25 protein-coding genes and 2 pseudogenes are annotated in these 24,640 nt (G+C 40.6%); 23 read left to right on the top strand and 4 right to left on the bottom strand.

The annotated features are described in order from the left end of the window. The first annotated feature begins 63 nt into the window (after positions 1–63). From rplF to ATE34_RS04985, 16 genes are all read left to right on the top strand, one after another. A complete protein-coding gene (gene rplF / locus ATE34_RS04910; RefSeq protein ID WP_000086642.1) occupies positions 64–600 on the top strand; it encodes a 50S ribosomal protein L6 in 537 nt (178 codons plus the stop codon). An 83-nt stretch (positions 601–683) separates the two neighbouring features. Then, positions 684–1,040, top strand: a complete 357-nt coding sequence (rplR, locus tag ATE34_RS04915; RefSeq protein ID WP_000624044.1) for a 50S ribosomal protein L18 — start codon at positions 684–686, stop codon at positions 1,038–1,040. A 17-nt stretch (positions 1,041–1,057) separates the two neighbouring features. Then, positions 1,058–1,552: a 30S ribosomal protein S5 gene (gene rpsE / locus ATE34_RS04920; protein ID WP_084911213.1), complete on the top strand. Its 495-nt coding sequence runs from the start codon at positions 1,058–1,060 to the stop codon at positions 1,550–1,552. A 13-nt stretch (positions 1,553–1,565) separates the two neighbouring features. Beyond that, entirely contained in the window at positions 1,566–1,748 is a 183-nt protein-coding gene (gene rpmD / locus ATE34_RS04925) for a 50S ribosomal protein L30 (protein ID WP_000057241.1), read from the top strand. A gap of 144 nt (positions 1,749–1,892) precedes the next feature. Next, on the top strand, positions 1,893–2,333 hold the full coding sequence (rplO, locus tag ATE34_RS04930; protein WP_000766089.1) for a 50S ribosomal protein L15: 441 nt from the start codon (positions 1,893–1,895) through the stop codon (positions 2,331–2,333). A gap of 12 nt (positions 2,334–2,345) precedes the next feature. Continuing rightward, the gene (gene secY, locus ATE34_RS04935) at positions 2,346–3,656 is read left to right on the top strand and encodes a preprotein translocase subunit SecY (protein ID WP_000465387.1); all 1,311 of its coding nucleotides are present in this window, start codon (positions 2,346–2,348) and stop codon (positions 3,654–3,656) included. Positions 3,657–3,801: 145 nt separating this feature from the next. After that, a complete protein-coding gene (locus ATE34_RS04940; RefSeq protein ID WP_001050434.1) occupies positions 3,802–4,440 on the top strand; it encodes an adenylate kinase in 639 nt (212 codons plus the stop codon). 116 nt (positions 4,441–4,556) lie between these two features. After that, on the top strand, positions 4,557–4,775 hold the full coding sequence (infA, locus tag ATE34_RS04945) for a translation initiation factor IF-1 (RefSeq protein ID WP_001029883.1): 219 nt from the start codon (positions 4,557–4,559) through the stop codon (positions 4,773–4,775). A 24-nt stretch (positions 4,776–4,799) separates the two neighbouring features. Then, the gene (gene rpmJ / locus ATE34_RS04950; protein ID WP_001808836.1) at positions 4,800–4,916 is read left to right on the top strand and encodes a 50S ribosomal protein L36; all 117 of its coding nucleotides are present in this window, start codon (positions 4,800–4,802) and stop codon (positions 4,914–4,916) included. A gap of 17 nt (positions 4,917–4,933) precedes the next feature. Continuing rightward, positions 4,934–5,299 carry a 30S ribosomal protein S13 gene (gene rpsM / locus ATE34_RS04955; RefSeq protein ID WP_000090781.1) on the top strand — a complete coding sequence of 122 codons (366 nt, stop codon included), beginning with the start codon at positions 4,934–4,936 and terminating at the stop codon, positions 5,297–5,299. 17 nt (positions 5,300–5,316) lie between these two features. Further along, a complete protein-coding gene (gene rpsK / locus ATE34_RS04960; protein WP_001118385.1) occupies positions 5,317–5,700 on the top strand; it encodes a 30S ribosomal protein S11 in 384 nt (127 codons plus the stop codon). Between the two features lie 42 nt (positions 5,701–5,742). Then, a complete protein-coding gene (locus ATE34_RS04965) occupies positions 5,743–6,678 on the top strand; it encodes a DNA-directed RNA polymerase subunit alpha (protein ID WP_000568993.1) in 936 nt (311 codons plus the stop codon). Between the two features lie 11 nt (positions 6,679–6,689). After that, positions 6,690–7,076: a 50S ribosomal protein L17 gene (gene rplQ, locus ATE34_RS04970; protein ID WP_000331493.1), complete on the top strand. Its 387-nt coding sequence runs from the start codon at positions 6,690–6,692 to the stop codon at positions 7,074–7,076. A gap of 541 nt (positions 7,077–7,617) precedes the next feature. Further along, positions 7,618–11,523 (top strand): Cna B-type domain-containing protein, encoded by a 3,906-nt coding sequence (locus ATE34_RS04975; protein WP_061598870.1) that lies wholly within the window; start codon positions 7,618–7,620, stop codon positions 11,521–11,523. 11 nt (positions 11,524–11,534) lie between these two features. Continuing rightward, positions 11,535–12,992, top strand: coding sequence for a SpaH/EbpB family LPXTG-anchored major pilin (locus tag ATE34_RS04980; protein ID WP_084911214.1), 1,458 nt, complete (start codon positions 11,535–11,537; stop codon positions 12,990–12,992). 102 nt (positions 12,993–13,094) lie between these two features. Then, positions 13,095–14,030, top strand: coding sequence for a Cna B-type domain-containing protein (locus ATE34_RS04985; protein WP_084911215.1), 936 nt, complete (start codon positions 13,095–13,097; stop codon positions 14,028–14,030). A 4-nt stretch (positions 14,031–14,034) separates the two neighbouring features. On the opposite strand, the gene ATE34_RS04990 is transcribed toward ATE34_RS04985, so the two are convergent. Genes ATE34_RS04990 through ATE34_RS05000 form a run of 3 tightly spaced genes read right to left on the bottom strand, consistent with a single transcriptional unit; the run spans position 14,035 to position 16,561 of the window. Further along, positions 14,035–14,880 (bottom strand): class C sortase, encoded by an 846-nt coding sequence (locus ATE34_RS04990; protein WP_000727545.1) that lies wholly within the window; start codon positions 14,878–14,880, stop codon positions 14,035–14,037. Beyond that, positions 14,877–15,731: a class C sortase gene (locus tag ATE34_RS04995; RefSeq protein ID WP_000087616.1), complete on the bottom strand. Its 855-nt coding sequence runs from the start codon at positions 15,729–15,731 to the stop codon at positions 14,877–14,879. The genes ATE34_RS04990 and ATE34_RS04995 overlap by 4 nt, the downstream gene beginning before the upstream one ends. An 11-nt stretch (positions 15,732–15,742) precedes the next feature. Continuing rightward, the gene (locus ATE34_RS05000) at positions 15,743–16,561 is read right to left on the bottom strand and encodes a class C sortase (RefSeq protein WP_000713119.1); all 819 of its coding nucleotides are present in this window, start codon (positions 16,559–16,561) and stop codon (positions 15,743–15,745) included. 216 nt (positions 16,562–16,777) lie between these two features. On the opposite strand from ATE34_RS05000, the gene ATE34_RS05005 reads away from it, so the two are divergent. From ATE34_RS05005 to ATE34_RS05035, 6 genes and pseudogenes are all read left to right on the top strand, one after another. After that, a complete protein-coding gene (locus ATE34_RS05005; RefSeq protein ID WP_029746018.1) occupies positions 16,778–17,185 on the top strand; it encodes a CoA-binding protein in 408 nt (135 codons plus the stop codon). Continuing rightward, a pseudogene (locus ATE34_RS05010) lies at positions 17,185–17,361 on the top strand (phosphotransferase-like protein); the annotation flags it as partial. The gene ATE34_RS05005 and the pseudogene ATE34_RS05010, both read left to right, overlap by 1 nt. Positions 17,362–17,898: 537 nt before the next feature. Further along, positions 17,899–18,162 (top strand): annotated as a pseudogene (gene rplQ, locus ATE34_RS05020) (50S ribosomal protein L17); the annotation flags it as partial. Positions 18,163–18,425: 263 nt separating this feature from the next. Then, positions 18,426–18,692: an ACT domain-containing protein gene (locus tag ATE34_RS05025; protein ID WP_084911217.1), complete on the top strand. Its 267-nt coding sequence runs from the start codon at positions 18,426–18,428 to the stop codon at positions 18,690–18,692. 9 nt (positions 18,693–18,701) lie between these two features. Further along, a complete protein-coding gene (locus ATE34_RS05030; protein WP_084911218.1) occupies positions 18,702–20,039 on the top strand; it encodes a PFL family protein in 1,338 nt (445 codons plus the stop codon). Between the two features lie 236 nt (positions 20,040–20,275). After that, complete coding sequence (locus tag ATE34_RS05035) at positions 20,276–20,971, top strand: histidine phosphatase family protein (RefSeq protein ID WP_084911219.1); 696 nt, start codon at positions 20,276–20,278, stop codon at positions 20,969–20,971. A gap of 288 nt (positions 20,972–21,259) precedes the next feature. On the opposite strand, the gene ATE34_RS05040 is transcribed toward ATE34_RS05035, so the two are convergent. Beyond that, on the bottom strand, positions 21,260–21,823 hold the full coding sequence (locus tag ATE34_RS05040) for a methyltransferase family protein (RefSeq protein WP_000365732.1): 564 nt from the start codon (positions 21,821–21,823) through the stop codon (positions 21,260–21,262). A gap of 168 nt (positions 21,824–21,991) precedes the next feature. Between ATE34_RS05040 and leuS the strand changes: the two genes are divergently transcribed. Next, complete coding sequence (gene leuS, locus ATE34_RS05045) at positions 21,992–24,493, top strand: leucine--tRNA ligase (RefSeq protein WP_084911220.1); 2,502 nt, start codon at positions 21,992–21,994, stop codon at positions 24,491–24,493. Positions 24,494–24,640: the final 147 nt, after the last annotated feature.

Consider the following 24,640-nt stretch of genomic DNA (forward strand, 5'->3'; position numbering starts at 1 on the left):
AGTATCTTTAACCCCGTGAAAACTGGCCATTTAGGCCTGACAATTTAACAGGAGAAAATAAACATGTCACGTATTGGTAATAAAGTTATCGTGTTGCCTGCTGGTGTTGAAGTCACTAACAATGACAACGTAGTAACTGTAAAAGGACCTAAAGGAGAACTTACTCGTAAGTTCTCAAAAGATATTGAAATTCGCGTGGAAGGTACTGAAGTAACTCTTCACCGTCCAAACGATTCAAAAGAAATGAAAACTATCCACGGAACTACTCGTGCCCTTTTGAACAACATGGTAATTGGTGTATCAGAAGGATTCAAGAAAGAACTTGAAATGCGTGGGGTTGGTTACCGTGCACAACTTCAAGGATCAAAACTTGTTTTGGCTGTTGGTAAATCTCATCCAGATGAAGTTGAAGCTCCAGAAGGGATTACTTTTGAACTTCCAAACCCAACAACAATCGTTGTTAGCGGAATTTCAAAAGAAGTGGTTGGTCAAACAGCTGCTTACGTACGTAGCCTTCGTTCACCAGAACCTTACAAAGGTAAAGGTATTCGTTACGTTGGAGAGTACGTTCGTCTTAAAGAAGGTAAAACAGGTAAATAATGTTGAGTGGTTGATTTTCAACCACCAACCTATTTTCCAACTTTGTGCATAGCACGCGATTTAAAACTAAAGAGGTGAAAACTGTGATTTCTAAACCAGATAAAAACAAACTCCGTCAAAAACGCCACCGTCGCGTTCGCGGAAAACTCTCTGGAACTGCTGATCGCCCACGTTTGAACGTATTCCGTTCTAATACAGGCATCTACGCTCAAGTGATTGATGACGTAGCGGGTGTAACGCTCGCAAGTGCTTCAACTCTTGACAAAGAAGTTTCAAAAGGAACTAAAACTGAACAAGCCGTTGCTGTCGGTAAACTCGTTGCAGAACGTGCAAACGCTAAAGGTATTTCAGAAGTGGTGTTCGACCGCGGTGGATATCTATATCACGGACGTGTGAAAGCTTTGGCTGATGCAGCTCGTGAAAACGGATTGAAATTCTAATAGGAGGACACTAGAAAATGGCATTTAAAGACAATGCAGTTGAATTAGAAGAACGCGTAGTTGCTGTCAACCGTGTTACAAAAGTTGTTAAAGGTGGACGTCGTCTTCGTTTCGCAGCTCTTGTTGTTGTCGGTGACCACAACGGTCGTGTAGGATTTGGTACTGGTAAGGCTCAAGAAGTTCCAGAAGCAATCCGCAAAGCAGTAGAAGATGCTAAGAAAAACTTGATTGAAGTTCCTATGGTTGGAACAACAATCCCACACGAAGTTCTTTCAGAATTCGGTGGAGCTAAAGTATTGTTGAAACCTGCTGTAGAAGGTTCTGGAGTTGCCGCTGGTGGTGCGGTTCGTGCCGTTGTGGAATTGGCAGGTGTGGCAGATATTACATCTAAATCACTTGCTTCTAACACTCCAATCAACATTGTTCGCGCAACTGTTGAAGGTTTGAAACAATTGAAACGCGCTGAAGAAGTTGCTGCCCTTCGTGGTATTTCAGTTTCTGATTTGGCATAAGAAAGGGGATAAAATGGCTCAAATTAAAATTACTTTGACTAAGTCTCCAATCGGACGCATTCCATCACAACGTAAAACTGTTGTAGCACTTGGACTTGGCAAATTGAACAGCTCTGTTATTAAAGAAGATAATGCTGCTATCCGTGGTATGATCACTGCAGTATCTCACTTGGTAACAGTTGAAGAAGTAAACTAATGATTTTTAGGGGATGTGGCAATACTCATCCCCTAAAACTAGATATAGTCATCTAAGATGACGAATGTATAGGCGAGTTGATAAGGGAGACAACCTTTTCTCTCTTATCGGCGCTAGCATTTTACAAAAGAGGAGAAAACAATAATGAAACTTCATGAATTGAAACCTGCAGAAGGTTCTCGTAAAGTACGTAACCGTGTTGGTCGTGGTACTTCATCAGGTAACGGTAAAACATCTGGTCGCGGTCAAAAAGGTCAAAAAGCTCGTAGCGGTGGCGGAGTTCGCCTTGGTTTTGAAGGTGGACAAACTCCATTGTTCCGTCGTCTTCCAAAACGTGGATTCACTAACATCAACGCTAAAGAATACGCAATTGTAAACCTTGACCAATTGAACGTCTTTGAAGACGGTGCAGAAGTAACTCCAGTTGTGCTAATCGAAGCAGGAATTGTGAAAGCTGAAAAATCAGGAGTTAAAATTCTTGGTAACGGTGAGTTGACTAAGAAATTGACTGTGAAAGCAGCTAAATTCTCTAAATCAGCTGAGGAAGCTATCACTGCTAAAGGTGGTTCTGTAGAAGTCATCTAAGAGAGGTGACCCATGTTTTTTAAATTATTAAAAGAAGCGCTCAAGGTTAAACAAGTTCGATCAAAAATTCTCTTTACGATTTTTATCATTCTTGTTTTCCGTATTGGGACAAGTATTACTGTTCCAGGTGTGAATGCGAAAAGTTTGGAAGCTCTCAGCGGATTATCTTTCTTGAACATGCTTAGTCTTGTTTCAGGGAATGCCATGAAGAACTTCTCCGTTTTCGCACTCGGAGTAAGTCCGTATATCACTGCTTCCATCGTTGTTCAATTGCTACAAATGGATATTTTACCGAAGTTTGTAGAATGGGGCAAACAAGGAGAAGTAGGACGGAGAAAACTAAACCAAGCTACTCGATATATTGCACTTGTGCTTGCATTCGTTCAATCTATCGGGATTACAGCAGGGTTTAATACCCTATCTGGAGCGAAATTATTAACGACAGCTTTAACTCCACAGGTTTTTGTTACCATTGGTATTATCCTCACAGCAGGTAGTATGATTGTAACTTGGCTTGGAGAACAAATTACGGATAAAGGATACGGAAATGGTGTGTCTATGATTATCTTTGCAGGTATTGTTGCTTCAATCCCTGAGATGATTAAAGGCATCTATGTTGACTACTTCGTCAATATTCCAAGTAGCCGTTTGACTTCATCTATTATCTTTGTCGTTATTTTGATTATCGCTGTCTTGTTGATTGTTTACTTTACAACCTATGTTCAACAGGCAGAGTATAAAATTCCAATCCAATATACAAAAGTTGCTCAAGGTGCCCCATCTAGTTCATACCTTCCATTGAAGGTGAACCCAGCGGGGGTTATCCCAGTTATCTTTGCAAGCTCTATTACAGCTGCACCTGCAGCCATTCTTCAATTTTTGAGTGCTACAGGTCACGATTGGGCTTGGGTACGTACAGCACAGGAAATGCTATCTACAACATCTCCGACAGGTGTTGCCATGTATGCCTTGCTCATCATTCTCTTTACATTCTTCTATACATTTGTACAGATCAATCCAGAGAAAGCAGCAGAAAACTTGCAAAAGAGTGGAGCTTACATTCATGGTGTCCGTCCTGGTAAGGGTACTGAAGAATTCATGTCAAAACTTCTTCGTCGCCTTGCGACTGTCGGATCAATCTTCCTTGGTGTGATTTCAATCTTGCCGATTGTGGCAAAAGATGTCTTTGGTCTTTCAGAAGCTGTTGCTTTTGGGGGAACTAGTCTTTTGATCATTATCTCGACCGGTATCGAAGGAATCAAACAGTTAGAAGGTTACTTATTGAAACGTAAGTATGTTGGTTTCATGGATAAAACAGAATAAAAGCAAGATTACTTTTGCTTAGAGAGTGGAGTATGAAGGTCTACCTATCAGAGAGACTTTCGTCTCCCCTCTTCTATTTTGTTTTTAAATAGGGGTTGAAACAAATTTCTGCTTCTATTTAAATACAAAATAAGGAGATCCTATCATGAATCTTTTGATTATGGGCTTACCTGGAGCAGGTAAGGGAACGCAAGCAGCTAAAATTGTGGAGCAATTCCACGTGGCACATATTTCAACTGGAGATATGTTCCGTGCTGCTATGGCTAATCAAACTGAAATGGGTGTACTTGCCAAGTCATATATTGACAAAGGTGAGTTGGTTCCGGATGAAGTTACAAATGGAATTGTTAAAGAACGCCTTTCTCAGGACGACATCAAGGAAACAGGTTTCTTGTTGGATGGTTACCCACGTACGATTGAACAAGCGCATGCCTTGGACAAAACATTGGCTGAACTTGGTATCGAGCTGGAAGGTGTAATCAACATCGAAGTGAACCCAGACTGTCTCTTGGAACGTTTGAGTGGCCGCATCATCCACCGCGAAACAGGTGAAACCTTCCACAAAGTTTTCAACCCACCAGTTGACTACAAAGAAGAAGATTACTACCAACGCGAAGATGACAAACCTGAGACAGTTAAGCGTCGTTTGGATGTCAATATCGCACAAGGTGAACCAATCATTGCTCACTACCGTGCCAAAGGTTTGGTCCACGATATCGAAGGAAATCAAGATATCAATGATGTGTTCAAAGACATCAAAAAAGTATTGACAAATTTGAAATAAAGCGTTTTTCACACTTGCAAAAAATCGCTACAAATGTTATACTGAGATAGTCTGACTTATAATTGTTGTCTCTATGTTTAGAGGCATCAAATCGAAATTTATGGAGGTGCTTTTGCGTGGCAAAAGACGATGTGATTGAAGTTGAAGGCAAAGTAGTCGATACAATGCCTAACGCAATGTTTACGGTTGAACTTGAAAATGGACATCAGATTTTAGCAACAGTTTCTGGTAAAATTCGTAAAAACTATATTCGTATTTTAGCGGGAGATCGTGTTACTGTCGAGATGAGTCCATATGACTTGACACGTGGACGTATCACTTACCGCTTTAAATAATCGAAAAACTTGGAGGGATAAGAAATGAAAGTAAGACCATCGGTCAAACCAATTTGCGAATACTGTAAAGTAATTCGTCGTAATGGTCGTGTTATGGTAATTTGCCCAGCAAATCCAAAACACAAACAACGTCAAGGATAAGATAGAAAGGAGAAAACATGGCTCGTATTGCTGGAGTTGACATTCCAAATGACAAACGCGTAGTAATCTCATTGACTTACGTTTATGGTATCGGACTTGCAACATCTAAGAAAATTTTGGCTGCTGCTGGAATCTCAGAAGATGTTCGTGTACGTGACCTTACATCAGATCAAGAAGATGCTATCCGTCGTGAAGTGGATGCAATCAAAGTTGAAGGTGACCTTCGTCGTGAAGTAAACTTGAACATCAAACGTTTGATGGAAATCGGTTCTTACCGTGGTATTCGTCACCGTCGTGGACTTCCTGTCCGTGGACAAAACACTAAAAACAACGCTCGCACTCGTAAAGGTAAAGCTGTTGCGATTGCTGGTAAGAAAAAATAATATAGGAGGTAAAAGTCTTGGCTAAACCAACACGTAAACGTCGTGTGAAAAAGAATATCGAATCTGGTATTGCTCATATTCACGCTACATTTAATAACACTATTGTTATGATTACTGATGTGCATGGTAATGCAATTGCTTGGTCATCAGCTGGTGCTCTTGGTTTCAAAGGTTCTCGTAAATCTACACCATTCGCTGCTCAAATGGCTTCAGAAGCTGCTGCTAAATCTGCACAAGAACACGGTCTTAAATCAGTTGAAGTTACTGTAAAAGGTCCAGGTTCTGGTCGTGAGTCAGCTATTCGTGCGCTTGCTGCCGCTGGTCTTGAAGTAACAGCAATTCGTGATGTGACTCCAGTGCCACACAATGGTGCTCGTCCTCCAAAACGTCGCCGTGTATAATCATCGCATTACACTGCTTTTCGTTTAAGAGGGAGTAACTAAATGATTGAGTTTGAAAAACCAAATATAACAAAAATTGATGAAAATAAAGATTATGGCAAGTTTGTAATCGAACCACTTGAACGTGGCTACGGTACAACTCTTGGTAACTCTCTTCGTCGTGTACTACTAGCTTCTCTACCAGGAGCAGCAGTGACATCTATCAACATTGAAGGTGTCTTGCATGAGTTCGACACAGTTCCAGGTGTTCGTGAAGACGTGATGCAAATCATTCTGAACATTAAAGGGATTGCAGTGAAATCATACGTTGAAGACGAAAAAATCATTGAACTTGACGTTGAAGGTCCCGCTGAAATTACAGCTGGAGACATTTTGACTGATAGTGATATTGAGATTGTAAATCCAGATCATTATCTCTTTACAATCGGTGAAGGTTCTTCTCTAAAAGCGACAATGACTGTTAACAGTGGTCGTGGATATGTACCTGCTGATGAAAACAAAAAAGATAATGCACCAGTTGGAACACTTGCTGTAGATTCTATTTATACACCAGTTACAAAAGTCAACTATCAAGTAGAGCCTGCTCGTGTAGGTAGCAATGATGGATTTGACAAATTAACCCTTGAAATCTTGACTAATGGAACAATTATTCCAGAAGATGCTTTAGGGCTTTCAGCACGTATCTTGACAGAACATCTTGATTTGTTTACAAATCTTACTGAGATTGCTAAGTCAACTGAAGTGATGAAAGAAGCTGATACTGAATCTGACGATCGTATTTTGGATCGTACGATTGAGGAACTGGACTTGTCTGTGCGTTCATACAACTGTTTGAAACGTGCCGGTATCAACACTGTGCATGATTTGACAGAAAAATCTGAAGCAGAGATGATGAAAGTACGAAATCTTGGACGCAAGAGTTTGGAAGAAGTGAAACTCAAACTCATTGACTTGGGTCTTGGATTAAAAGATAAATAAAGGAGGAATACATGGCTTACCGTAAACTAGGACGCACTAGCTCACAACGTAAAGCAATGCTTCGCGATTTGACAACTGACCTTTTGATCAACGAATCAATCGTGACAACTGAAGCTCGTGCTAAAGAAATCCGTAAAACTGTTGAAAAAATGATTACTCTAGGTAAACGTGGTGATTTGCATGCACGTCGTCAAGCAGCTGCTTTCGTACGTAATGAAATTGCATCTGAAAACTATGATGAAGCAACTGACAAGTACACTTCTACTACAGCACTTCAAAAATTGTTCTCAGAAATCGCACCTCGTTATGCTGAACGTAACGGTGGATACACTCGTATCCTTAAAACTGAACCACGTCGTGGGGATGCTGCGCCAATGGCGATCATCGAATTAGTATAAAATCATCAATTTTGTTGAGTGTTATGATGATGGAGTCTTGTGCTCTTAGTCTAGCTCTGGTCTACCGCTGGGACTTCGGTCCTAGCGGGAACACTCATCATCATTTGATAGGGTAGACGCTTGTTTACGAAATTGTTTTTTTGTTTAAGAACAACTTCGTAAGCAGGCGTTTTTTTATTATTCTTATTATATAGAAATAATTTGAAAATTAAACTTTTTGACTTGTCTTAATTAAATAAATGTGCTATGCTGTAGACAGGGCTGTATTTATCAAGATTTCACACTTGTATAAGTATGTAACACAACCAATGATTGAAAGTGTCCAGTGTGTAAGAAAGCGTTAGCTTGTTTCAGCTAACAAACACCATGAGGGACTCTCGTTTGTTGGGATTTTCTTTTGGACTTGGTTAAATCAAGGTCCTGAAGGGAATAGCATGACTTCCATACAGAAATAAATTTCATAAAAAGCTGTTTTATGAAATGTCTTAATATATATTAAATTTCATCCGGAATGTGAAATAAATTTAGAAAAGGAGAGGCAATGAAGAAAAAAGGCAGTATATTTTTAGTTCTAATTCTGCTTATAAACACAATTTTACAAGGAGTGAGTGGTGCTTCTCTTGCCTTCGCACAAGAACAGACCAGCCCGTCTTCTGCTCTAGTAAGTAATTCTGCTGAAGCTGCCAAAAAAGAAAACTCGGACAGCACGAATAGTGAAAAACAGACCAGTTCTAGTAGTTCTTCTGGTCAAGAAAGTAGCAATTCAACGAGTCAAACAACTCCAGCTGCGACTACATCAGAGGAAGATGATGACAAATTGCCACCGGGACCTCCTCCTACGCCGACGGCAATAGTTCCAACTGTCACGATAAAGCCAAATGCAAGGACAGCTTATCGTACAGATGAACAGATTACCACTTATGTGGATATTGATGGAACTAGTTTAACCTCAGATTTAGAAGGACCTTATCTAGATATTGAAATGCCAACCACTCTATATCCGGGCGGTAAGGTGCTAAACACAGATGCTTATCTAGATAACTTTACAGTTCCGACCGAAGGTATCACTCTAATCAAAAGTGCAGAAAAAATAGTGGAAAACGGGAAGACGATTTATCGTATTCGTTTCAATTCCATTACATCAACAACCAAGATTAGCATACCTTATGTTTTTAGCTTTACAAACGGGTTAGTTCCAAAAGACTATAAGCTACAACCAAAGGTTACTCTTAAGAGTAAAGATGGCACAGTTTTATATACAGGCGATGATAAGGAGTATACTCCAACTTATCCAAATATGAACCTAACAAAGGTAGTGGCTACTAGTAGCGAAGATGGTCAGCTTCTCTACGGAGGAACAGCTAAGACAGAAGATCCGACTAGAATTTCTGAAACCGGTGCAGAGCCTATACCGTTCAGTTTCACATATCAAGTACAGGCGAATTCAGGTCAGCAGCGGATGATGAAAAAAGTCGTCATCAAGGATACGCTACCGACTTATACGAATAGTCATGGTCAGTTAGTTACTGCTAAATTTGACCAAGCCCTTAATCCTGGCTGGACTTACGATAGTAGCACTGGCACAGTGACATATACAAAGGAATTCTTAGAAAGTGAATTTGATACGGACTTCCGTCACAATATTGACGTCAGTAAGGCTATGTTGTACCTATCTTTTCCAGATGCTAAGTACAAAGACGGCAACAACAAACCTAATTTTACAAATAAGGCGGATATCACAGCAACTCCTTTCAATCCATCGCCAAATGAAGAATATAAAAATAGTGACGATATAACTTTTAATCTCATTGCAGATGATTTCAGTGGGACGGGGCTTCTTTCCAAGAGGACAGAACACCAGACGGTGCAACACGATGTAGCTGGACTTTATGCACAGCGACTAGACTATACAGTTAAGGTAGAAAATAAGTTATCAAAACCCTTGCGAGAGATTACTCTAGTTGAAGATGCCAGCAAGTTTGACTCAAGACTGTATTTCACTAGTGTTGATTCTTTCTTTGAAAGACAAGGCTCAAATAGTAAACCTATCAATGATAAGATGGAAATACGTGCCTATAAGAGCGATGGAACTTATGACACTTTTGCTCCGGGGGATCAAATTAATAAGGATGCACAAGACGAACTAAATACTGCGGCTGAAAAGATCCGAAATGGTGAGTTAACGGAAGCAGCAGTACCGGCTGTCACTCCAAAATACACTAAAATAACTATCCACTTTATTAACGGATATGAATTACCAGTTGGAAAGTACATTGATGGTTTCGTCTATATGGCTTTCAAAGACCCTTATCATGTCCCTTATTCTGCTACAAAGGATATAAAAAATGTGGTCGGTCTTGAAGCTAAAGTGAAAAACTCTCAAAATCAAGATGTTCCAATTAATATATCCGATGAATGGAACAAACAGTTTGTACCATTTATAGAAAAGATTCGTCTATCAAAGAATACAGATGGACAAACTTCAGGTATTGAGGGAGAATCAGTCTTCTTCCTATTGGGATTGAATTTTGAACAGCTTTCTAAAGCACGCTACCTAAAGAATCCAACGCTTGTTGATCTTCTTCCTAAAGGGGTTAGTATTGAACCAGGTGTAGACAAAACAAAAGCGGAAGATATGCTCGAAGCAATTGGGCTAGCAAATCTGGACATGATTGATAAATTTTCAGTCATTGAAAACTACAATGGTAGTGGTCGAACAGCGATCAAAATCAAATTAAAATCAGGTCTGGTAAAAGACTTAAATAATGGAAGAGGTTATGCTTTCAAACTAAAGGGATTAAAAATCAATAGTGACATTATCCCTAGTAAGGCAGAGACCCCAACTTTCAATAACACGAATGAACTTTATTTCTACCAAGACAATGGTCAACCGTTCCCAGACGCCATTCATTCCGATTCAAATCAGATTGTGGATGACGAAAGAGATATCAATATGAACGGCGACACTACGGACAAGGTCGTAAAGGCAACTTCAAAGGTTACAGGGAATGTAACAGACAGTCTGCAGAGTGTTAAAACGATCCGTAGCACTGAGCCATTGGTGGAAGGTGGGCCTCAATATTATGGTCGAGACTTCAGTAAAGACGGTATTGAAACAGAGTACGGTGGGTTAACTTCCACTTCGGGACATTTCCAATATGACCTGCAAGTGCGAAATTACTACGATAGTGATCTGACAAGAGTAGAAATCTACGATGTTCTTCCTCATGTTGGAGACAGCGATCGGACGACTGCGGGTGGTGCCGAATCTGCCTTTTCAAACACCTTGACAGGTCCAATCACTGTGAAAGTCGGTGATGAAGATAAGACGGCAGATTTTGATATTTACTATCGAACGGATAAATATCCGACCATGAATGCTGACACAGAGGTAAATAGTTCACATTGGACAAAGAATCCAGGCGACTATAAAGATGTAACAGCAATCAGGATTGTTTCTAAAACGGGAACGGTCATTCATAAGTACACCATTTTGCATGCAATCCTCGATATGAAAGCTCCGGCTTATGACAAGGATCATAATATTGGTGGCAAGACGGCTGTTAATACTTTCCAAGTAAAATACAATACCGGTCCAAGCTTTGGTGAATCCAATGTAGTTACCAACAAAGTCAACAAGCGAATTACCATTCCGGTTGAGAAGAAGTGGCGTGACTCTGAAACAACACATTCTAAAATAACGGCACAGCTTTACGCGACTTGGAAGGAAGACGGTGTTGCAAAAGAAGAGCTTAAGGAAGAAAAAGAGCTCTCTGACAGCAATAACTGGAAAGACACCTTTAGTCCGATACCAGATGAGGAATCTGCTGCGAAACTATTACAAAAAGCCGCAGCGGAGAAGAAAATCACCGACTTTAAGTACGTGGTCAGAGAAAAGGAGATTCCACCTGAATACGATGCCGATTATAGCGGTGACGCTCAAAGTGGATTTGTCATCACCAACACGAGGTATCCGTCAATTAAGATCCAGAAACTCTGGTATGACAAGGACGGCAATCCGATTGCGAATGACCAGCTACCGAAGAAACTAGAGGTTAAGTTGTACCGGACAACGGACGGACAAACTCAAAATGGAGAGCTTGTTGAGACAATTCAGTTGGAACGAACTGCAGCGGCTCCATATCTCTGGGAATCTACAAAACGCTATCCACCTAAGGATAAGACCACCGGTAAGTACTACACTTACTATATCGAAGAGGTTGTTCCAAAGTATTATTTGGAAATCAGTGATGCGTCTGAAAAGAAAGTAACCTTTACGGATGCAAATATCGGAGAAACAGCAACCTTGACGGTGAAGAACAAGGTGAACCCGACTTATCCAAACACAGGTGGCTCAGGTATCCTACCATATATTTTGATGGGAACTTTAACATTAACATTGGCAGTAATTTTACATTATATGCAAAAAAATAGAAAGGCTTTTTAGGAGGGAAAACAATGAAAAACGTAAAACGATATTTCCTCTCGTTCTTAGCAGCTCTTAGTATCGTGCTTTTAGCATTTGGAGCAGTTAAAGCTTTTGCGCAAGACAACGCACCTGGCGAAAACGATACCTACGATGTTGTTTTGACAAAGGTTAAACTGTCAGACTTGACAGGTTGGCCAAAACAAACTGGTGTAAACAATGAAGATTACACTGGTCAAAAATTGAATGTGACAGACTATTTTGGTTCTGGAGCTAAAACATTGGCAAATGTTTGGTTTGATGTCTACAAAGACACTCCAACAGGTACTCCTGTAGCTGGAGCAGCAACAGGAGCTGATGGTACTGTTACATTTACTGGTCTCAAAGCTGGTAAATACTATATCGTTGAAAACAAAGCAAAATCAACACTTACTTCAGATGAACAATTGGCTAACTCAGCTGCTGTTCCTGTGGAAATCAATCTTCCAGTCTTTAAGGCTACAGGTGGATGGTACACAACTGGTACTGACGCTGTTCATGTTTATCCCAAAAATACCGTTGACAAACCAAGTATTGACAAAGTAGTTAGCGAAGACGCTAAACACGATACTGCTCTTGTTGGTGAAACAAAGACCTTCAAGGTCACTTCTACAATGCCAGAAGGTATTAAAGACTATAAAGTTTTAAAATTCACCGATAAGTTCTCAGCAGGTCTGACTTACACAGACAACCTTGTTGTTAAAAATGGTGGCACTGTTGTAAATCCTTCTAACTATTCAACTACTGGTACAGCTACAGTTGGTACAAAAGGAGCAGCAATTAGCATTGCTTTCAATGAAGATTACATCAAAACATTAAATCCAAAAGATGTTATCACTATTACTTATGACGCAGTCATCAATGAAGAAGCGGTTATGGGTGCAGCCAACCCCAATGATGTTAAGTTGACTTATGGTACTAACCCAGATTCAACAAAAGAAGTTAAACCTAATGAAACTCCAGAACTCCACACTGGTGGTGCTAAGTTTGAAAAAATTGACAAAGCGACATCAGCTAAACTTGCAGGGGCTAAGTTTGTTGTTACAAATGAAGCTGGTGACAAGTATTTGAAACAAACAGCTGCATCAGGAACAACTCCTGCTAAAAATGAGTGGGTTGCTAATAAAGCAGATGCAACTGTCTTCACTTCAGCAGCTGATGGTACTTTTGAAGTTAAGGGGCTTCCTTATGGTGTAAAAGGAAATGACAACGCCACTGGTGAAACTAAGTACAAATTGGTCGAAGTTGAAGCACCAACAGGTTACGCTTTGTTGCAACAACCAGTTGAGTTCACTATCTCATCAACAACTTACACAGGTGGAATTAACCAAGTTAACAACAACAAGGTAACAATTCCACAAACGGGTGGTATCGGTTCTGCTCTCGTGATTGCAGCGGGTGTCTTGGTTGTCGGTTTAGGTTTCATTGCGAAACGTCGTTCAGCTAAGTAATAAAATGAAGAAGTAAGGACAATCCTTACCTCTTCACTAGGGTATTTAAAAGAGTTGAATATCCTAGTGAAGAGTGCAAGTGCTATGTTTTAGGAGGATACTATGACAAGAAAAAGAATATTGAGCAGTCTGCTATCCATACTTACGGCCATTGTTATTTTGGTAGCTTTGCGGCCATTTACAACCGTCTCATCTCAGGAAAATCAAGCCTCGTCAGATGCAACCTACGATATTGTGTTAACCTTGGTTAAGTTAAAAGATTTGAATGGTTGGCCCAAAGGTGGAGGAAAAGATAGTTATTCTGGACAACCTTTAGACATTGAGAATTATTTTGGTAGTGAGGCCTCAACCATTGATGGCGTTGCCTTTGATATTCACAAGGATAAGGCAGACGGAGAGCTTGTTCAAACAAAGATAACTGAAAATGGTGGTCGTCTCATCTTTAGCGCTTTGAAGGCAGGTAAGTACTATATTGTTGTCAATAAAGAAAAATCAAAGTTATCAGGAAATCAGATGTTGGGTGATGCGACACCAGTTCCATTAGAAGTGGAACTGCCTGTGACAAAACCCGATGGCAGCTATTTCACGGTAGGAAATGACGCCGTTCATGTCTATCCCAAGCAAGTTTTAAAACAGAGAGAAGACAAGACCAGCTTTAAAGTTCGGAAGGAATGGAAAGGTAAAAAGTTAAACAGTATCACTGTTCATCTTAAACAAAATGGGAAAGTCATTGATGAAATTGAGCTGAATGACAGCAACAACTGGGAACATACCTTTATGAATTTAGAAAAAACAGATGCGGCAGGGAAAGATTACACCTACACAGCTGAAGAAGATGTTCCTAACGGCTATACAGCAACTTATCAAAACATGGTAGATAAAACTGGCACTGTGATTACCAATACACTGGTGCCACCGACTACGCCAAGAACACCGATTATCAAAACGGGAACCTTAGCCATTTATTGGTTTTTAGGAATTGCCGTTGTCTTAATCGGGATAGGATATAAGCTTTATAAAAGCGAGAAAAAACACTGATTCATCAGTGTTTTTTTATGATATTCCATAGCCGCTTGCTGAAAAAGAGAAAGATCGCTGTTCCGACAATCACAATCAAATAAGGGGCAAGCCTTTGTAATTTGAAACCAAGTTTAATATGTTGGTTGCTAACAAAGGGAATCAAGGGATTAGTAGATACATTTTGCTTTTTTTCACTATCTGAAACAACTCTTTTTGCATTGACAAGGAGCCGTTTGTCATATCTTGGTTCGTTCATACAGGTCATGAGCGTAACCATGTCTTCATTTTCGATTGGTTTAAGTTTTTCGCCTTCGTATTCATCAATGATCTCGCTATCGGTCACTTCGTATTCTAGATTTTTTCCAAGAATATCGAAATAAATTTTATCTCCTTTTTTGAGAGAGGGGAGAAAGTAGAAAGACACGTCATTATAATTAATTCTATGTCCTGCGATAATCGGTCGCTGCCCTTTTATACCCAGAGGAGCAGATGTTCCGACGAGAGTCGCTACGCCCTTTAGGAGCTTATCATAGTCAGCGTCAAGATAGAGGTCGAAATGCTGTCCTAAAGCAGGAATGGTCATGCGTCCAGCGACTTGATTGGTATCTAGCAGATCTGAGTAGGGCGTTTTTTGCTTGGCGTCGGTCTCTTTTTTTGTTAGGAAAATATCTTGGATAGCTCCGGTGACAGTGGTTTGTTCTAAGGCTGTTCGTAGTTTTTGGAATGTTTCCTCGCTGGTCTGCTGATAGGTGCGCTGAGCATTGGATTGCCAAATGTCCTCTTTAATCATAGATAAAAAAGGAAAGAGGAAGAGCGCAATTCCAATTAACAGGAGGCTCAGCCCAAGTAATTGTTTTTTCTTTTTCATGAAAGTGATGTTTCTTTTCCTTTCTTTCTTAACATTTTAAAGAGTAGATAGCCTAAGAGTAGGAGGATGAGTCCGGTAGCAAGAAGGATAAACCATTTGTATTGGGCAAAAAAGTCAATCTTTGTTTTTTTCTCCTTTTCAGCTTCGTGGAAAGGTATGCGTTTGCCTTGAACGAGTAGGCGATGAGAATTGATCATATAAGGTGTGCAAGTCAAAAGAGTGGCACGATCTTCGTCTTCTTTAACCAGTATTGGTTTGAAATCGGTAGGCTCAACGGTTAAAATCTTATCTACCTGATAAGCCAAGGTTTCCTTGATATTGGTGATGTAAAAGACATCTCCGACCTTTACCTTATCCAAGTCGGTGAAAAGTCTGGCTGTGGGAAGTCCTCTGTGGGCGGTGATGACCGTATGGGTGCTAACTCCACCGACGGGTAGGCTGGTTCCTTCTAAGTGGCCTGCTCCGTTTTGCAAGACATTCTCAGATGACCCTGCCCGGATGGGAATTTTTTGATTGATAGAAGGGATAGTGACATAACCAATTTTTTCTTGCAGTTGCAACATGCGAGCATATTCAGCTACACCTTCCTCTTTTTTTCTGCTTGAGAAAGGGTCTCCTATTTTTTCTGGGGACAAGGTGCTATTATAGGCTTTGGCGAGTTCAATACGATTTTCAACATCTTGGTCAACTAATTTACCTTTCTCGTCATCAAATTGCTTTGTCTCTTGCATAGTCACATATTGGTAATAAATCTGACTGACAAAGGGATAACAGATCATCAAGCACCCCAGAATGGTAAGTATCTTATAGGTTAGTCGCAGCCGTTTTTGGTTTTTCTTTTTTCTTGACATGATAGCTCTTTCTATGCTTTTTTCGATTTCCACTTATTCCAAGCCAAAATAATGAAAATGAGAAATAGAATTGCGAAAACGACTAGATAAAGCGGTGGAATAGAAATATGACTAATCGGATTTTTTACTTTTTCTTCACTTGGTTTGTAAGGGATCCGGTGGCCCCGTACAAGTAAACGGTGCGAATTGATCATATAAGGAGTACAGGTCAGCAAAGTCACGTAGTCTTTGTCAGGTACAATATTTAGAGAGTCAAACTGGGTCGGCTCGATCACCGTTATGGAATCAACCTCGTAAGCAAGTGTTTCAGCGATGTTTTGAATGAAAAACTTATCACCCACCTTCATTTTATCCAAGTCGGTAAAAAGACGATTGTTGGGCAAGCCCGTGTGGGCAGTTAGAACAGTGTGAGTATTCTGCCCGCCAATCGGCAAACTGGTTCCTTCGAGATGTCCCACCCCTTTTTGTAAGACTTCTTCACTTGAACCGGCATATATTGGTAAATCAACATCAATTTTAGGAATGGAAATTCTGCCTATTTTTTCATGGACAGTTAGCATTCGAGCATATTCTGCCTGCCCTTTGGCATTTTCTTCTTTGGTATAGGGATCCGTTACTGTCAAATTTTGCAAAGAACGATTGTAGGCAGTAGCTAGCTTTATCCGTTCCGTCACATCTTCAGAAGTTAATTTTTGTGCAGACGAGTCAAAGTCCTTAACCTCTTGTTTGGTCTGGTAATTGTAATAAATTTGGCTAATAACAGGGTAACTGATGATGAGGATACCGGCTATAATCGTTAAGTTTGTCAATAAATTAAAAAATTTTTTCATTATAATCCTTTGATGTTAGCGATATTTCTGTCATTAATAAAATGGTTATATTTTTATTTACCTAACCATTATAACATAATTGGCGGTTCTATTTGCTGATTCGTTACTAAAAAAAACCCGGCTCCAATCTTTACCTCCTTTTTCAAAAAATGCTATACTGGTCATAAGGAAATAAGTGAGGTGTTTTATGTACGATTTCAAAATCCTAGTGATTACATGATTCAGACCTATTTGGAGATGAGCAAAGTGATTGCAGTTGTCGGACTTTCTGACCGTGAGGAAACGACTAGCAATCGTATTTCAAAGATCATGCAGGGACTGGGTTATCAGATCATTCCGGTCAATTCTAAGTTAGCGGGTCAAAAGATTTTGGGCGAGACGGCTTATGCGCGTTTGCAGGATATTCCTATTTCCGTGGATATTGTCAATGTTTTTCGGCGAAGCGAATTTTTGCCGGATGTGGCGCGTGATTTTATTGAGACGGATGCCAAGATTTTTTGGGCGCAGCTGGGACTTCAAAGTCAAGAAGCGGAAGAAATTTTGCGGGTGGCAGGTCGCAATCATATCGTCATGAACCGTTGTATCAAGCGCGAGTACAATCGTTTGGTGAAGGAGATTGACTAATGGCGCAACTAGTCATCATTCGGGGTAATTCCGACTCTGGGAAAACCAGCCTAGCTAAAAAATTACAAAATCATTTTGGTCGTGGGATGCTTGTGATTTCACAGGATCTTGTCCGGCGTGAGATGCTAAAGGAAAAGGTGGAACCAGATAACTTATCTATTTTTCTAACAGAAACGTTTCCACTTGTAGCCTTTCATCAATGATTTACTCTCGCGAATAACTCCAAGCGGCCTTGCATAACGTCTCTCAGTAATCTGATCGTAAAGAACCTACTCTGTTTGAGAATAAGCATAATATTTAGGCAGGTAGATAGATAGTCCAATGATACCGAGGGGAATACTAACAATGATTGCAATGATTGCTACGGTGATCAACCCGTTGTTTAGCAGGTACTCATTATTAAATGCATTAGGGAGCTGCTCAAAAGATTCACTAACTATTCTACCCCAGTGTTCAATTCCTCCATTAGCTACTACGATGTACCACATCAGTACATAGATTAATACCCCGAAGGTGAAAGTCATAATGGACAGCGCCCATATTAGACCCCATAGAAAAAGTAATAATGATTTAACAAGAACTGTTACAAAGATCTTTCCGATCAAATCACTTTGAAAGCCACGAAGAGAATCTTTAAAGCTGACAATTTCTGTTTGCTTGCAGATAAGTTCAATCGTTCGGAAAATAATAGATGCTGGCGCAATAGCAAGAATAAAACTGTTGAAAAAATGATTACTCTAGGTAAACGTGGTGATTTGCATGCACGTCGTCAAGCAGCTGCTTTCGTACGTAATGAAATCGCATCTGAAAACTATGATGAAGCAACTGATAAGTACACTTCTACTACAGCACTTCAAAAATTGTTCTCAGAAATCGCACCTCGTTATGCTGAACGTAACGGTGGATACACTCGTATCCTTAAAACTGAACCACGTCGTGGTGATGCTGCGCCAATGGCGATCATCGAATTAGTATAAAATCATCAATTTTGTTGAGTGTTATGATGATGGAGTCTTGTGCTCTTAGTCTAGCTCTGGTCTACCGCTGGGACTTCGGTCCTAGCGGGAACACTCATCATCATTTGATAGGGTAGACGCTTGTTTACGAAATTGTTTTTTTCTTAAGAACAACTTCGTAAGCAGGCGTTTTTTAGTATTTTCTATGGAAATATGCTATACTAGGAAAAAAGAAAATCAAAAACGTTCAGGTTTTCTAAAAATTGTAGAAATGGGGTATAAGGATGAAGGCTATTATTACAGTGGTTGGTAAGGACAAGGCTGGGATTGTTGCAGGTGTGTCTACTAAGATTGCAGAATTGGGTTTAAATATTGACGATATTTCTCAGACGGTGTTGGACGAATATTTTACCATGATGGCAGTCGTTTCTAGCGACGAAAAGCAGGATTTCACTACTCTTCGAAATGAGTTTGAAAACTTTGGTCAAACACAGAATGTCAAAATCAATATTCAAAGTGCAGCGATTTTTGATGCTATGTACAATATCTAGGAGGTTATCATGGATATTAGACAAGTTACGGAAACCATTGCCATGATTGAAGAGCAGAACTTCGATATCAGAACCATCACCATGGGGATTTCCCTGTTGGACTGTATTGATCCGGATATCGAACGTGCTGCTGAAAAAATTTACCAAAAAATCACCACTAAAGCTGCAAATCTAGTGGCTGTAGGAGATGAAATTGCTACAGAACTAGGGATTCCTATTGTCAATAAACGAGTATCGGTGACTCCGATTTCCTTGATTGGAGCAGCGACTGATGCGACGGACTATGTCGTTTTGGCAAAGGCACTTGATAAGGCTGCCAAGGAGATTGGTGTTGACTTTATTGGTGGTTTTTCGGCCTTGGTACAAAAAGGCTACCAAAAAGGAGATGAGATTCTCATCAATTCGATCCCGCGTGCTCTAGCTGAAACAGACAAGGTTTGTTCGTCTGTCAATATTGGCTCAACCAAGTCAGGCATCAACATGACTGCAGTTGCAGATATGGGACGTATCATCAAGGAAACAGCAAATTTATCAGATATGGGAGCTGCCAAATTGGTTGTATTTGCTAACGCTGTTGAGGACAATCCTTTTATGGCGGGTGCCTTCCATGGTGTCGGTGAAGCAGATGTCATCATCAATGTTGGAGTTTCGGGTCCTGGTGTTGTCAAGCGTGCCTTGGAAAAAGTTCGTGGACAGAGCTTTGATGTAGTAGCTGAGACGGTCAAGAAAACAGCCTTTAAGATTACTCGTATTGGTCAATTGGTTGGGCAAATGGCCAGCGAGAGACTGGGTGTTGACTTTGGAATTGTCGACCTAAGCTTGGCGCCAACTCCTGCGGTTGGAGATTCTGTGGCTCGAGTACTGGAGGAGATGGGTCTAGAAACTGTTGGTACCCATGGAACAACTGCTGCACTCGCCCTGCTCAACGACCAAGTTAAGAAGGGCGGAGTGATGGCTTGTAACCAGGTAGGTGGCTTGTCAGGGGCTTTTATCCCTGTTTCTGAAGATGAGGGGATGATTGCTGCGGTGCAAAATGGCTCTCTCAATCTAGAAAAGCTAGAAGCTATGACGGCTATCTGTTCTGTTGGGTTGGACATGATTGCCATTCCAGAAGATACGCCTGCTGAAACTATTGCTGCGATGATTGCGGATGAGGCGGCAATCGGTGTCATTAACATGAAAACAACGGCTGTCCGTATTATTCCAAAGGGCAAAGAAGGCGATATGATTGAGTTCGGTGGTTTGCTAGGAACAGCTCCAGTTATGAAGGTCAACGGTGCTTCGTCTGTTGATTTCATCTCTCGTGGTGGCCAAATCCCAGCTCCAATCCATAGTTTTAAAAATTAATAAAAAAGAGAGAGGATTTAAGTTGAGTTTAAGGATGACTGTATATACTATAATCATTAAATAAAGACCTCCTAACTTTATTTAATAGAAATCCTAAACTTTTTCATAATAATCTCCTAGGGAAGCTACCGTGAGGGTAGCTTTTCTTGTGGCAAAATTAGGAGAAGGAGCTTTGCTTTTGAAAGCTAAATATTTCTTTGATCCATGATATAATAGAAGAAAATGGAGGATAGAAAATGTCTAAAGTAAGATTGTACTTAGTCCGTCATGGGAAAACCATGTTTAACACGATTGGACGTGCTCAAGGATGGAGTGATACGCCTCTAACTGCAGAAGGTGAGTTGGGAATTCATGAGTTGGGAATTGGCTTGAGAGAGTCTGGTTTGCAGTTTGACCGAGCTTATTCCAGCGATTCAGGGCGTACCATTCAAACCATGGGAATTATCCTAGAAGAACTGGGCTTACAAGGGAAAATCCCTTACCGCATGGATAAGCGAATCCGTGAGTGGTGCTTTGGTAGTTTTGATGGGGCCTATGATGGGGATCTCTTTATGGGGGTCATTCCTCGTGTTTTCAAGGTGGATCATGTTCATCAGTTATCCTATGCGGAGCTAGCTGAAGGTTTGGTAGAGGTTGATACTGCTGGTTGGGCTGAAGGTTGGGAAAAACTTAGTGGCCGAATCAAAGAAGGTTTTGAAACGATTGCCAAGGAAATGGAAGAACAAGGTGGCGGGAATGCCTTGGTTGTTAGCCACGGGATGACCATTGGTACGATGGTTTATCTCATTAATGGCATGCATCCGCATGGTCTAGATAATGGTAGCGTGACGATTCTTGAATATGAGGACGGTCAGTTTAGCGTAGAAGTTGTTGGTGACCGTAGTTACCGAGAACTAGGGCGTGAGAAGATGGAAGAGACAAATAATCAATAGAAGTTAGCTCCGATTAGGAGCTAATTTTGAGTTAAAGGATATGATTTAAATCAATAGTTTCGAAAAAGTAAAAATTTTTGGGAGATGTTATGAAAGGAAGGCTAGAATTATTTTGGAGAAATAATACCCTAAAGTCCAACATAGTGGCATCCGATATAAACAGAGTGAAATCAAACTAAAAGGATTGAATTTTGCATAACGCAAAACTCAATCCTTCATTAAAGAAATATTTATCATGTTTAGTAATCAGTCAAATCTAGTTGAAAGGTATGTTATATTTGAATGAAATTACCAAATATAAGGGAAAATTCGATAGCGAACCTTTTGACAGTATGTTTCAAATGCTTTTCCAAAATGATTGTGTAAGGCTTTTTCTTCTACCTTTAATCGAATACTGTAACCAACTACCAATAGAATGAGACAAATAATAATTGTGAGAGGATTTAATGAAACAATTGACAAGCCAAGTATGGATACGATGCTACCAGTATAGGCAGGATTTCTTACTATAGAGTAGGGACCTGCTTCTACCAACTGTTGACTATCTGTTGTTTGAACAGCAAGTGTAAAATTCTTCCCAAGATAATTAACTGCATAGATACGTAATATAAAGCCGGCTAGAGAAAGGAGAATTCCAATATAGATCAAAAAATGTGGCAGTTGAGCTATAGAAGGTAGAAGTTGTTCATTCATTAATAGAAGACAACAAACAACACTACCAATAATGATGTAACGACTTCCTTTGTCTTCAGAGTTATTTTCATTGTTTGATTTTGTTTTCCTTTTAATCCATGTTTCTGTGATGATGAAAAGGAGAATGAACCCATATGCAAAAATCGTTTGTAAATCTATGATTATTTCCTCCAGCTAGCATTATACAACTTTCAATTTTGGTGGTCAATTAAAAGGAAATAGTTAGAGTATGTTTTGTAATAGGTATCAATGGAAACTTCATGATTTCATCTGTAAAAATCTCTTGAAAATGGTATAATAGTAACATCATAAAATTGGAGAAATAGCATGAGTTTTTACAATCATAAAGAAATTGAGCCTAAGTGGCAGGGCTACTGGGCAGAACATCATACATTTAAGACAGGAACAGACGCATCAAAACCGAAGTTTTATGCTCTTGATATGTTCCCATATCCATCAGGAGCTGGATTGCACGTAGGACACCCAGAAGGTTATACAGCAACCGATATCCTCAGCCGTTACAAACGTGCGCAAGGATACAACGTCCTTCACCCAATGGGATGGGATGCCTTTGGTTTGCCTGCAGAGCAATACGCTATGGATACGGGGAATGACCCAGCAGAATTTACAGCTGAAAATATTGCCAACTTCAAACGCCAAATCAATGCGCTTGGCTTCTCTTATGACTGGGATCGTGAAGTCAATACAACGGATCCAAACTACTATAAGTGGACTCAGTGGATCTTCACCAAACTTTACGAGAAAGGCTTGGCTTATGAAGCGGAAGTCCCAGTAAACTGGGTTGAGGAACTAGGAACAGCTATCGCTAACGAAGAAGTCCTTCCTGACGGAACTTCTGAGCGTGGAGGCTATCCAGTTGTCCGCAAACCAATGCGCCAATGGATGCTCAAAATCACTGCCTATGCGGAGCGCTTACTCCATGACTTGGATGACCTTGATTGGCCAGAGTCTATCAAGGATATGCAACGCAACTGGATTGGGAAATCAACTGGTGCCAATGTAACCTTTAAAGTAAAAGGAACAGACAAGGAATTCACTGTCTTTACTACTCGTCCGGATACTCTTTTCGGTGCGACCTTTACCGTTCTGGCTCCTGAACATGACTTGGTTGATGCTATCGTCAGTCCAGAACAAGCCGAAGCAGTAGCAGACTATAAACACCAAGCCAGCCTCAAGTCTGACTTGGCTCGTACAGACCTTGCCAAGGAAAAAACCGGTGTTTGGACTGGTGCTTATGCCATCAACCCTGTCAATGGCAAGGAAATTCCAATCTGGATTGCAGACTATGTTCTTGCTAGCTATGGAACCGGTGCTGTCATGGCTGTGCCAGCCCACGACCAACGTGACTGGGAATTTGCCAAACAATTTGACCTTCCAATCGTAGCAGTGCTTGAAGGTGGAAACGTTGAAGAAGCTGCCTACACAGAAGATGGCCTTCATGTCAATTCAGACTTTTTGAACGGGCTCAACAAAGAAGATGCTATTGCTAAGATTGTCGCTTGGCTGGAAGAAAAAGGCTGTGGTCAAGAAAAAGTGACCTACCGTCTCCGAGACTGGCTGTTTAGCCGTCAACGTTACTGGGGTGAGCCAATCCCAATTATTCATTGGGAAGATGGGACTTCAACAGCTGTTCCAGAAAATGAATTGCCGCTTGTCTTGCCTGTAACCAAGGATATCCGCCCTTCAGGTACAGGGGAAAGTCCACTAGCTAACTTGACAGATTGGCTTGAAGTGACTCGTGCAGATGGTGTCAAAGGCCGTCGTGAGACCAACACCATGCCACAATGGGCTGGTTCAAGCTGGTACTATCTCCGTTATATTGATCCACACAACACAGAGAAATTGGCTGATGAGGACCTTCTCAAACAATGGTTGCCAGTGGATATCTACGTGGGTGGAGCAGAGCATGCTGTACTTCACTTGCTTTACGCTCGTTTCTGGCACAAATTTCTCTATGATATTGGTGTTGTTCCGACTAAGGAACCATTCCAAAAACTCTTTAACCAAGGAATGATTTTGGGAACAAGCTACCGTGACCACCGTGGCGCTCTTGTGGCAACTGATAAGGTTGAAAAACGTGACGGTTCCTTCTTCCATGTGGAAACAGGAGAAGAATTGGAGCAAGCACCAGCCAAGATGTCTAAATCACTTAAGAACGTGGTCAACCCAGATGATGTGGTGGAACAATACGGTGCCGATACCCTTCGTGTCTATGAAATGTTCATGGGACCACTTGATGCTTCTATCGCTTGGTCAGAAGAAGGTCTAGAAGGAAGCCGTAAGTTCCTCGACCGTGTTTACCGTTTGATTACAAGTAAAGAAATCGTTACGGAAAACAATGGTGCTCTGGACAAAGTTTATAACGAAACTGTTAAGTCTGTAACAGAGCAAATCGAGTCTATGAAGTTCAACACAGCCATTGCCCAACTGATGGTCTTTGTCAACGCTGCTAACAAAGAAGACAAGCTTTATGTGGACTACGCCAAAGGCTTTATCCAATTGATTGCACCATTTGCGCCTCACTTGGCAGAAGAGCTCTGGCAAACTGTTGCAGCAACAGGTGAGTCCATCTCTTACGTAGCTTGGCCAACATGGGACGAAAGCAAATTGGTTGAAGACGAAATCGAAATCGTCGTCCAAATCAAAGGTAAAGTTCGTGCCAAACTCATGGTCGCTAAAGACCTGTCACGCGAAGAATTGCAAGAAATTGCTTTCGCTGACGAAAAAGTCAAAGCAGAAATTGACGGTAAGGAAATCGTGAAAGTGATTAGTGTCCCTAACAAGCTTGTGAATATTGTGGTGAAATAACCAATTTATTTGCTCATTTGCAACCTCAAACAGTTCCCCAAACTGTTTGAGCCAACTAAACTCGTTAATATCGTTGTGAAATAAGATAGGAATCCTTCAGAGTAGGATCTGGAGGATTTTTAAATTGGATTATGCTATAATAGTCCC

Source organism: Streptococcus oralis subsp. tigurinus, from assembly GCF_002093545.1.
GTDB lineage: Bacteria > Bacillota > Bacilli > Lactobacillales > Streptococcaceae > Streptococcus > Streptococcus oralis_C.